We start from the raw sequence: 10,381 nt of genomic DNA, 5'->3' as shown, positions 1-10,381 counted from the left end.
CCGGTGGGGGCGTCGGCGCTCTCCTCCGGCAATGCCACCCCTACCGCCAGCCGCCCGGTCTGCCCGCTGACGACCCGCGCGCGCAGCCGCTGTCCGGGTTCGACCTCGACGATTCCCGCGCGGCGCAGCGTCTCCATATGGACGAAGATGTCGCCCGGCTGCGCGAAGGCGACCAGAAAGCCGTATCCCTTCAGCCGATTGAACCATTTCACCGACACGTCTTCCCATACCGCATCGCCGGTTTCGACACCCAGCCGCTCGCGATCCCGCTCGCGCACCGTCTCGACGGTGCTGGAGACATCGATGGCGGTGATCTCGGTGGCATGCCAGCCGCGCGCGCCGCGGGTGGCGAACCCTTCGATCCGCGCCCCCTCCGGCAAGGTACGCCGGCCGAACGCCTGCAGCACCGTGAAGTGGATCAGTACGTCCCCCATATCAGGTGCCAGGTCGGGATCAGCTACAACGAATCCGAACCCGCGCGTCGCGTCGAACCATTTGAGCACGCCCGTCATCGCCACCGCCGGGGAGGCGGCAGCGTTGGCTTGACCGGCGTCATGCCCCTGATCGCCGGTAGGTGCGGCGCCTTCGTCTCGCACTACGGTTCTTCCCTGTCCCCCTGTTGAAGGGCACTGTCATGGGTGCACTGCACCATGCGGCAACGCAAGCATTGTTCGATCAATCGGGCTCGGGAATTTCGCCCGGGCGCGCCGAAACGATACGCCTCGCGATCGCGCTGTCGTGCCCGGCCCGCAGCAGCATCCCCAGATGACGCTGACGCACCCGTGGGTCGCTCGCCTCCTCCAGCGCGAAGGGGCCGATCCGGCGCCGCTCCGCCAGCCGCAGCGCATTTTCCCATGCGGCGGCCCGCGCATGATCGATCGCCACCTGTGCGTCCGCCGCCACCACGCCCGCCGCACGCAACGTCTCCGCCACCCGGCGCACGCCGAAGCCGCGCCGTTCCAGCGCCGCGCCCTTCATTTCGGCGAAGCCGCGATCGTCGACATAACCCCGCTGCGCCATCCGCTCCGCCACCCCTGCCGCGTCCGGCGCGCGCTCGTCATCCCAGCCGCGCTCCCGGATCTTGCGCGTCAGATAGTCGCGCAGCTTGCCGCGCGTGGTGGCGAACCGCTCGACATATCGCAGCGCGAGCTGCTCCAGCTTGGGGGTATCAAGTGGCGAAACGGAGCGTGGCGGGCGCACGCCATGTTTGTGCCACAGTGACGAAGGATTTTAAACGTGGCGGCAAAACAGATTTCGCCGATGGATATTGCGCGCGCGCCGTCGCTGCGACAGGGACACAGGATGACGACCGATATTGCCCGAATGCCATTGACCGAGGCACCACTGCCGACCCCGACCCCGACGGAGGACACGCTGCCGCGTCGTCTGTCCGATTTCGCGACGCTGGGCGAGGCGCTCGATTATGCCGCTGAGGGGCAACGCGGGCTCAACTTTCATGACGCGCGCGGCACGCTGGTGCGCGGCTACCGCTTCGCGCAGATGCGCGACGATGCCCGCGATGCGGCCTATCGCCTGATCGCCGCGGGGATCGTACCGGGCGACCGGGTGGCGCTGATCGCGGAAACCAGTGCCGAGTTCGCCGCATTGTTCTTCGGCACGGTCCTGGCGGGTGCATGGCCGGTGCCGCTGCCGCTGCCCACGTCGTTCGGCGGCCGTGAATCGTATATCGACCAGTTGCGCGTGCAGCTCGCGAGCTGCGATCCGAAGATGCTGATCTTCCCGAGCGAGCTGGCGAAGCTGGCCGGCGCGGCGGCGGACGCCGCCGGGGTGGAGGGGATCGACTGGTCGCTCTTCGCGACGCGCGCCGCCACCGAAGTGTCGCTGCCGCAGGCCGCCACCGACGACATCTGCTATCTGCAATATTCCAGCGGGTCGACGCGCTTCCCGCACGGTGTGGCGATCACGCACAAGGCATTGCTCAGCAATCTGGCGGCGCATGCACATGGCGTGCGGATCCAGGAATCGGATCGCTGCGTATCGTGGCTGCCCTGGTATCACGACATGGGGCTGGTCGGCTGCTTTCTGTCGCCGGTCGCCAATCAGGTATCGACGGATTATCTGAAGACCGAGGATTTCGCACGGCGGCCGCTGTCGTGGCTGGACCTGATCAGCCGCAATCCGGGCACGTCGCTCAGCTATTCGCCTACCTTCGGCTACGATATCTGCGCCCGCCGCATTTCCAGCCAGACCAAGGCGGCGGACCGCTTCGACCTGTCGCGCTGGCGGGTGGCGGGCAATGGCGCTGACATGATCCGGCCGGATGTGATGCAGGCATTCGTCGATGCGTTCGCGGACGCCGGCTTCGAGGCGACCGCCTTCCTGCCCTCCTACGGCCTTGCCGAAGCGACACTGGCGGTCTCGCTGATGCCGCCGGGCGAGGGCATCCGCGTCGAGCTGGTCGAGGAGACCGAGCTGTCGGGGATGAGCCACGGGGAAGACCGCCCGCAGCGCTATCGCGCGATCGTGAACTGCGGCAAGGCGGTGCGCGACATGGAAATCCAGGTGCGCGAGGAGGACGGCACGCCGTTGCCCGATGGCGCGATCGGCAAGGTATGGTGCCGCGGCCCCAGCGTGATGGTCGGCTATTTCCGCGATCCGGCCTCGACCGAGGCATGCCTGGTCGACGGCTGGCTCGATACCGGCGACATGGGCTATATGTCGGATGGCTATATCTTCATCGTCGGCCGCGCCAAGGACATGATCATCATCAACGGCCGCAATCACTGGCCGCAGGATATCGAATGGGCGGTGGAGCAACTGCCCGGTTTCAAGGCCGGCGATATCGCCGCCTTCGCGATCACCACGCCGGGCGGCGAGGAAACCCCGGCGGTGCTGGTGCAATGCCGCAGCTCCGACGAGGCGGAACGTGTTCGCCTGCGCGACGAAATCCGCGAGCGCGTGCGATCGGTGACGGGCATGAACTGCGTCGTCGAACTGATTCCGCCACGCACGCTGCCGCGCACCAGCTCGGGCAAGCTGAGCCGCGCCAAGGCGCGCAACCTGTATCTGGCCGGTGAGATCAAGCCTTACGACCTTGCCGCCTGAATCGCACGGGGATCGGCCGCCACCGCTCCCCGTCGCCCCCGGCCGGGCGCCGCGGCCACGTTAACCGCGACGCGCAACCTGCCAGCAACCACTCCGTGCTAATCCCGGCGGGTGGTGTCACGCTCCGCCTCTGTCGCGTCATTGCGCGTTCCGTCCAGCGCCCTCCTGGGGTGGCGAGAGGGGGGTGATCCTGCTGCCTGGTCGCAGGTGCGCGCCGCCTTGATGTTCGCCTGCCGGCAGCGGGCGATGTGCCTTTTCGTAACGCAACTCGTGGCGCTGGTGCTGGCAGCGCTCGTATTGCGGGATCGCGTCCCGATCGGTCGTGCATCGATCTGGCTCGGCGCGGTGGCGCTGACGGCGATAATCGTCACGTTCAACCGCCTGCGCGCGCCGCCACCGCCCGACCAGCAAGTGTCGCTGACCGCGATGCGCCGCACGACCTGGGAGGGGCTGGCGCTCGGCCTCTGCTGGGTCGCCGGGCCGTTATGGTTCGACGCGCAACTGGGCCAGACCGGCATCGTGCTGCTATGGACGATCCTCGCCGTCCTGGCGCCCGTCGTGGCGCTGTCGCTCGCGCCGTTGACGATGTCGGCGGTGGCGCTGATCGGCGTGGTCGCGCTGCCGCTCGTGCTACAGCTCGCGCTGTACCACGATCCGGTGGCCGCGCTCGCGGTGCTGCTGTTCACGGCGTTGCTCGTTTCGTCCGTGATGGGGCGGGCACGGGCGCTGGCGCAGTCCCGACTGGTGCAACTGACGCTCACCGATCGCGAAGAAACGGTCAGCATGTTGCTCGGCGAGATCGCGGATACCGAGGGCACCAGCAGCGACTGGCTGTGGGAGATTGACGCGAACCGCCGCATCATCCGCGCGTCGCCGCGCTTCGCTTATGCCTGCGGAATCGATCCCACCGCGATCAACGGCATGTCGTTCCTGCAGATCCTTGCGGGCCCGGGCTGGGAGAACGGCGATTTCTCCCCGGAACTGCGGCAGGTGGCGGAGAAGATCAAGAACCGCGAGAGCTTTCGCGGTCTGGCGCTGCCGGTCATCATCGGCGGCGAACAGCGCTGGTGGGAAATCACCGCCTCGCCGCGCTTCGACGGAAACGACCGCTTCTGCGGCTTTCGCGGCGTCGGCTCCGATATCACGCAGCAACGCGAATCGGAGGCGCGGATCAATCACCTCGCGCGTTTCGACGCACTGACCGGCCTGCCCAACCGCCTGCTCGTCAACGAGGCACTGGCGCGCGCACTGGCGGAAGCCGAAAAATGGCGCGCGCGGTGCGCCTTCATGATGATCGACCTCGATCGCTTCAAGGCGGTCAACGATACGCTCGGCCATCCGGTCGGCGATCGCCTGCTTGGGCTGGTGTCGCAGCGGCTGGCGAAGCTGATGACCGAAAACGAGCTGATCGGGCGCCTCGGCGGGGACGAGTTCGCGGTGGTGATGCGTGAGGTAAACGCCACCGCCACGGCGGAGGATCTGGCGCGGACGATCATCGACACGCTGTCGCAACCCTATGAGATCGACCAGCACACGCTGTATATCGGTGCATCGGTCGGGATGGCGGTGTCGCCCCGCGACGGACGCACGGCGGAGACGCTGATCCGCTCCGCCGATCTCGCGCTCTATCGCTCCAAGGATCGCGGCGGCGGCGTCTTCCACGCCTATGAGCCGCAATTGCATTCCGAGGCGGAGGAGCGGCGCGTCCTCGAAATGTCGTTGCGGCGCGCGCTCGAAAAAGGCCAGTTGCATCTCGTCTACCAGCCGGTGGTGAACGCCCATGATGGCGCGCTGCGCAGCTTCGAGGCGCTGCTGCGCTGGAACCATCCGGAGATCGGCCCGGTATCGCCCGCGAAATTCATCCCGATCGCGGAGGAAGCGCGGCTGATCGGGCCGATCGGAGACTGGGTGGTGCGCACCGCCTGCGAGGAAGCGGCGCGCTGGCCCAGTGATATCAGGGTCGCGGTCAACGTCTCCCCGACTCAACTCCACAATCCGCAATTCACCACGGTCGTCGCCTCGGCGTTGGCGAACAGCCGCCTGGCACCGTCACGGCTCGATCTGGAAGTGACCGAAAGCGTGTTCCTGCGCGAGGGCACCGGCGCGACGCGAATCCTGGATCAGGTGCTTGAAATGGGTGTGGGGCTCAGCCTCGACGATTTCGGCACCGGCTATTCGTCGCTCGGCTATCTGGGCAAGACGCGCTTCTCGTCGATCAAGATCGATCGCAGCTTCACCCAGGCAGCGGCCGCCGGCTCCGCCGAGGCGATCGCGATTATCCGCGCGGTGGTCGCGCTCGCCACCAGCCTCGATATGGCAACGGTGGCGGAAGGCGTGGAGAGCGAGGCGGAATTGCACATGATCCAGCAATTGGGCTGTACCCGTATCCAGGGCTTTTACTTCGGTCGTCCGTTGCCGGTGATGGAGGCGCGCGCCCTGGCCGCGCGGCACGACCGGGCGATGCGCGCGGCATGATCTTTTCCCACTTTCCGGTGGCAGCGCTTGACTTGCCGCCACCGCGACGCATAGGGCGGCGCCACACAGGAGTGTAGCTCAGTTGGTAGAGCATCGGTCTCCAAAACCGAGGGCCGTGGGTTCGAGTCCCTCCACTCCTGCCAATTCCGATCGGTCGTAGCGTCGGTCGCCGCCGGATTCTCGGAAATGCAAGCGCCCGCGGTGCGCCTTCCCGTCTTTCAGTCCCGTGACGGGACAATGTACTTTTTTTTGCACATCACGGGATCGAATGCCCTCACGCGTGCATTCTTGGTTTTGCGCCGTGCCTCGTACTGCGCGTATTCGACCGTGAATGGGAGCACAATGATGCGATCGATCCTTGCCGGGGCCGCGGCCCTCAGCCTTATTGCCACGCCGACCATCGCCGCCGCCGCGCCGGCGTCCTCCAACCCCGCCGCCAGCCTGTCGGTGTCGAACGCGCGCGCAGCGACCGCGACCTCGAAGAAGAGCCAGCTGGCCGGCGCCGGCTTCTTCGCCGCAGCCATTCTGGCGGGCATCGCTGCGATCGGCGTGATCGCCATCGTCAACGACAGCGACGATTCCGACAGCAACTGATCCTGTTCTCTCCTGTACGGGAGCGGCCAGACGAGGGGCTCGGGGCACTTCCCCGGGCCCCTTTTCACGATCGGCGACGGCGGACATGCTGCTTGAGCGCGGCTTGCCTTTTCCGTGGCACGATCCTATGTCCGGCCTCACATCCGACAGCGCGGACGGCCCTCACCGCTTCCTTCGACCGAAGGCAGCGGTGGCGGACCTATGCCGGAAGCTGGCCGGGACGACAGACAAGGCAAGGCTCAATCAGTGGCGAACACAGCGCTCGAGTTCATCAAGCAGGTGCGCACCGAAACCGCGAAGGTCGTATGGCCGACGCGCCGCGAAACCGTGATGACCGGCGTGATGGTCGTCATCATGACGACCATTCTCGCGGTGTTTTTCCTGGGCGTTGATTCATTCTTCAACGCGGTGGTGAAGCTGCTGCTGAGCCTGGCGCAGTAAAGACGGGAAGAGACGCGATGGCGCGCTGGTACATCATCCATGCTTATTCGGGCTTCGAGGGCAAGGTCCGCGATTCGATCATGTCCGAAGCCGCCCGCATGGGGCTGGAGCAGCTGGTCGAACAGATCGAGGTGCCGACCGAAACGGTGACCGAGGCGCGTCGCGGCAAGAAGATCTCGGTCGAGCGCAAGTTCATGCCGGGCTATGTGCTCGCCAAGCTGAACATGAACGACGACGTCTATCACCTCGTCAAGAACACCCCGAAGGTGACCGGCTTCCTCGGCTCGTCCGGCAAGCCGCAAGCGATTTCCGAGGCGGAAGCCGCGCGGATGCTCAGCTCCAAGGAAGAGACGGCCGCCGCACCCAAGACCAAGGTCAAGGTCGATTACGAGATCGGCGACGCGGTCAAGGTGCTGGAAGGTCCGTTCGCCAGCTTCAACGGCACCGTCGAGGAACTCGATTTCGACAAGAGCAAGGTCAAGGTGTCGGTCAGCATCTTCGGACGCGCGACGCCGGTGGAGCTCGATTTCGAACAGGTCGAACGCAGCAAGTAAGCATTGGCTTTCCCCGGTCGGCGACCGGGTGCGCATGCCAAGCCGCGACGACACAGGGTTCGCTCGGACAATCCAGGTGCCGGACGGCCGCTACCCGAGGGCGGCGGTGATACCGGCGCGCGAACCGACTTTCCATGGGGCTTTCCTGCCCCCGATCATCTTGCGTTTCGGGTCACCTTTCGCTAAGGGCCCCGCTTTCCAACGCACATCGCCGAGGAAAGCTTGCGGGAGGGTGCGGCAACGCGCCTGCTCGAACCGCTCGACTTGAAGCAGGGCCGGCGCCATCGGGCGTCCGCCCGGAACAGAGAGTGACATGGCAAAGAAGATTACCGGCTATATCAAGCTGCAGGTGCCCGCCGGCTCTGCGAACCCGTCGCCGCCGATCGGCCCGGCGTTGGGCCAGCGCGGCGTGAACATCATGGAATTCTGCAAGGCGTTCAACGCGCAGACCGGCGACATGGAAAAGGGCGCGCCCCTTCCCACCGTCATCACCGTCTATGCCGATCGCAGCTTCTCCTTCGTCACGAAGACGCCGCCGGCGACCTTCCTGATCAAGAAGGCGGCGAACCTGAAGTCGGGCTCGAAGGAGCCGGGCAAGGTGTCCGCGGGCAAGATCAAGCGTTCGGCGCTGGCCGAAATCGCGCAGACCAAGATGAAGGATCTGAACGCGAACGACATCGACGCGGCGACCCGCATCATCGAAGGTTCGGCCCGCGCGATGGGCCTCGAAGTGGTGGAGGGCTGAGACCGTGGCGAAGCTGACCAAGAAGCAGAAGGCCGTCACGATCGATCGTGAGAAGCTGCACGGCGTCGACGAGGCGATCGCGCTGGCGAAATCGGGCGCGACGTCGAAGTTCGACGAGACGATCGAGGTCGCGTTGAACCTCGGCGTCGATCCGCGTCACGCCGACCAGATGGTGCGTGGCGTGGTCACGCTGCCTGCCGGCACCGGCAAAACGGTGCGCGTGGGTGTGTTCGCCCGCGGTCCGAAAGCGGACGAGGCGCGTGCCGCCGGTGCCGATGTCGTCGGCGCGGAGGATCTGATGGAGACGGTGCAGAACGGCACGATCGATTTCGACCGCTGCATCGCGACCCCGGACATGATGGGCGTCGTCGGCCGCCTGGGCAAGGTGCTGGGCCCCAAGGGTCTGATGCCGAACCCGAAGCTCGGCACGGTCACGATGAACGTCGCCGAAGCGGTGAAGGCGGCCAAGGGCGGCCAGGTCGAATATCGCGTCGAAAAGGCCGGCATCATTCACTCCGGCATCGGCAAGGCGTCGTTCGCGCAGGAAGATCTGCGCCGTAACTTCGACGCGCTGGTCGATGCGGTGGTGCGGGCCAAGCCGTCGGGCGCCAAGGGCAAGTACGTCAAGAAGATCGCGGTCAGCTCGACGATGGGCCCGGGCATCAAGGTCGACGTCGCCGAAGTCGCCGGCGCCTAAACGCCAGCATCGTCACGACAAGGATCGGGCCGGGAGACACGCTCTCCCGGCCCTTTTTCGTTGGCGCCGGACAATCACCGCGGATTGTCGCGAACTGCGTGGAATGGACGGGGCAAGCGCTTCGATGCCCCTTCCCTTTCCCCGCCGCCGCCGTCACTCTCCTTGCCAACAGGAGAGAAAACATGCCGCATTACGGCGATTTGCAGAATGCGATCTACGGCGCCGGGCTATCGGGCGTGCAGCCGGCATGGCCGGTCGATTTCGCGACGTTGAAGGCGCGCGCGGAGGCGGCGATGCCGCCCAGCGTGTTGAACTATGTGCAGGGCGGATGCGGCGACGAATGGACGCAGGATGAGAATGCCCGCGCCTTCCGGCACTGGGGCATGGTGCCACGCATGATGGTCGATTGCGCGCAACGCGATCTGTCGGCGTCCTTGTTCGGCCGCACCCTGCCCTCGCCCCTGTTCATGGCGCCGGTCGGGGTGACGGGGATCTGCACGCAGGACGGCCATGGCGATCTTGCGGCGGCACACGCCTCCGCCGCCACCGGGGTGCCGCTATGTGCCTCGACGCTGTCGAACGATCCGCTGGAGGATGTGAAGCGCGCGTGCGGCGACACGCCCGCGCTGTTCCAGCTCTACACCCCGCGCGATCGCGATGTGGCCGCCAGCCTGGTGTCGCGTGCGGAGGCGGCAGGCTATGACGCGATCGTCGTCACGCTGGATACCTGGGTGACCGGCTGGCGCCCGCGCGATCTGAACGTCTCCAATTTCCCGCAGCTGCGCGGGCATGTGCTGACCAACTATTTCACCGACCCCGCCTTCCTGAAACTGCTCGCCAAGCCGCCGCAGGAGGATCCCCGCGCCGCGATCGGCACCTGGGGGGCGACCTTCGGCAAGGTGCTCACCTGGGATGATATGCCATGGCTGACATCGCTGACGACGCTGCCGATCGTGCTGAAGGGGATTTGTCATCCCGACGATGCCCGCCGGGCGATCGATGCGGGAGCGGACGGCATTTACGTGTCGAACCACGGCGGGCGGCAGGCGAACGGCGGGATCGGCGCGATTGACATGCTGCCCGCGGTCGCCGCGGCGGTGGCGGGGCGTGTGCCGGTGCTGTTCGACAGCGGCATCCGATCGGGCACGGACATGATCAAGGCGATCGCGCTGGGCGCCGATCTGGTCGGCGTTGGACGCCCCTACAGCTATGGCCTGGCGCTGGGCGGTGCCGAAGGATGCGCGCATGTATTGCGTTGCCTGTTGGCGGAGGCGGACCTGCTGATGGCGGTCAACGGGCTGCCGACGCTCGAAGCGGTCCGCACGGCGGGCGCGGTGCGAACGGATCGCTAGCGGCGCGGCGCGCGATCGCGTGCATGCGCGCGTGGCGAGGCCGGGGAAGATCCTGCGGAAGATCGTTGCAGCCCGTCATCGGTGCGGCCATGACAAGGGGATGGATCCTCGCTCGCCAACCCGCCGCGACACGCTGGTCGCGCTCGCCGCCGGGGCATTGTTCCCCGCCGGGGTCGCGCGCGCGGAATTGGCGCCTCCGCGGCTGATCGCCGGCACCTATCGCCGCGAGGGAGGAGCCGGCCTCTATCCGCTGACCGCGACATCACGGGGATGGCAGGTCGATGCGCCGATGGCGATGCTGCGCGATCTGTCGTTCGGGGTTCGTACCGACACCCATCATTATTGGGTGGAGGAACATGCCAAGGGACGCCTGATCGTCACCGATCGCGAGGAGCGCCTGCTGGCCAGCCTGTCCAGCGGCGGCGCAGAGAAAGCCCAGGGGCGCCGCGCGACCGAC

The 10,381-nt window shown here is 66.6% G+C and carries 10 protein-coding genes, 1 tRNA gene and 1 pseudogene; 10 read left to right on the top strand and 2 right to left on the bottom strand.

The genetic code is table 11. From position 1 onward, the window contains the following. A partial coding sequence (locus ACFDSW_RS11855) for a cold shock domain-containing protein (RefSeq protein WP_375250496.1) occupies positions 1-596 on the bottom strand: 596 nt, incomplete at its 3' end. A 79-nt stretch (positions 597-675) separates the two neighbouring features. After that, the gene (locus tag ACFDSW_RS11850) at positions 676-1,200 is read right to left on the bottom strand and encodes a regulatory protein RecX (protein ID WP_375250495.1); all 525 of its coding nucleotides are present in this window, start codon (positions 1,198-1,200) and stop codon (positions 676-678) included. Positions 1,201-1,302: 102 nt separating this feature from the next. On the opposite strand from ACFDSW_RS11850, the gene ACFDSW_RS11845 reads away from it, so the two are divergent. The 10 genes and pseudogenes from ACFDSW_RS11845 to ACFDSW_RS11800 all read left to right on the top strand — a co-directional run. Then, positions 1,303-3,066 carry a fatty acyl-AMP ligase gene (locus ACFDSW_RS11845; protein ID WP_375250494.1) on the top strand — a complete coding sequence of 588 codons (1,764 nt, stop codon included), beginning with the start codon at positions 1,303-1,305 and terminating at the stop codon, positions 3,064-3,066. Positions 3,067-3,312: 246 nt separating this feature from the next. After that, positions 3,313-5,541, top strand: coding sequence for a putative bifunctional diguanylate cyclase/phosphodiesterase (locus ACFDSW_RS11840; RefSeq protein WP_375250493.1), 2,229 nt, complete (start codon positions 3,313-3,315; stop codon positions 5,539-5,541). Positions 5,542-5,608: 67 nt separating this feature from the next. After that, a tRNA-Trp gene (locus ACFDSW_RS11835) sits at positions 5,609-5,684 on the top strand. A gap of 94 nt (positions 5,685-5,778) precedes the next feature. Continuing rightward, positions 5,779-6,135 (top strand): hypothetical protein, encoded by a 357-nt coding sequence (locus ACFDSW_RS11830; RefSeq protein WP_375250492.1) that lies wholly within the window; start codon positions 5,779-5,781, stop codon positions 6,133-6,135. A gap of 201 nt (positions 6,136-6,336) precedes the next feature. Further along, positions 6,337-6,576 carry a preprotein translocase subunit SecE gene (secE, locus tag ACFDSW_RS11825; protein WP_375250491.1) on the top strand — a complete coding sequence of 80 codons (240 nt, stop codon included), beginning with the start codon at positions 6,337-6,339 and terminating at the stop codon, positions 6,574-6,576. Between the two features lie 17 nt (positions 6,577-6,593). Further along, a complete protein-coding gene (nusG, locus tag ACFDSW_RS11820; RefSeq protein ID WP_375250490.1) occupies positions 6,594-7,130 on the top strand; it encodes a transcription termination/antitermination protein NusG in 537 nt (178 codons plus the stop codon). A 313-nt stretch (positions 7,131-7,443) separates the two neighbouring features. Beyond that, the gene (rplK, locus tag ACFDSW_RS11815) at positions 7,444-7,875 is read left to right on the top strand and encodes a 50S ribosomal protein L11 (RefSeq protein ID WP_375250489.1); all 432 of its coding nucleotides are present in this window, start codon (positions 7,444-7,446) and stop codon (positions 7,873-7,875) included. A 4-nt stretch (positions 7,876-7,879) separates the two neighbouring features. Beyond that, complete coding sequence (rplA, locus tag ACFDSW_RS11810; RefSeq protein WP_375250488.1) at positions 7,880-8,572, top strand: 50S ribosomal protein L1; 693 nt, start codon at positions 7,880-7,882, stop codon at positions 8,570-8,572. 182 nt (positions 8,573-8,754) lie between these two features. Then, positions 8,755-9,924, top strand: a complete 1,170-nt coding sequence (locus ACFDSW_RS11805; protein WP_375250487.1) for an alpha-hydroxy-acid oxidizing protein — start codon at positions 8,755-8,757, stop codon at positions 9,922-9,924. A gap of 100 nt (positions 9,925-10,024) precedes the next feature. Beyond that, positions 10,025-10,381: pseudogene (locus ACFDSW_RS11800) on the top strand (hypothetical protein); the annotation flags it as partial.

It is taken from the genome of Sphingomonas sp. (assembly GCF_042091075.1).
Classification (GTDB): domain Bacteria; phylum Pseudomonadota; class Alphaproteobacteria; order Sphingomonadales; family Sphingomonadaceae; genus Sphingomonas.
Note: the sequence above shows the minus strand (reverse complement) of the source record. Positions and strands in the feature narration are given on the sequence as shown.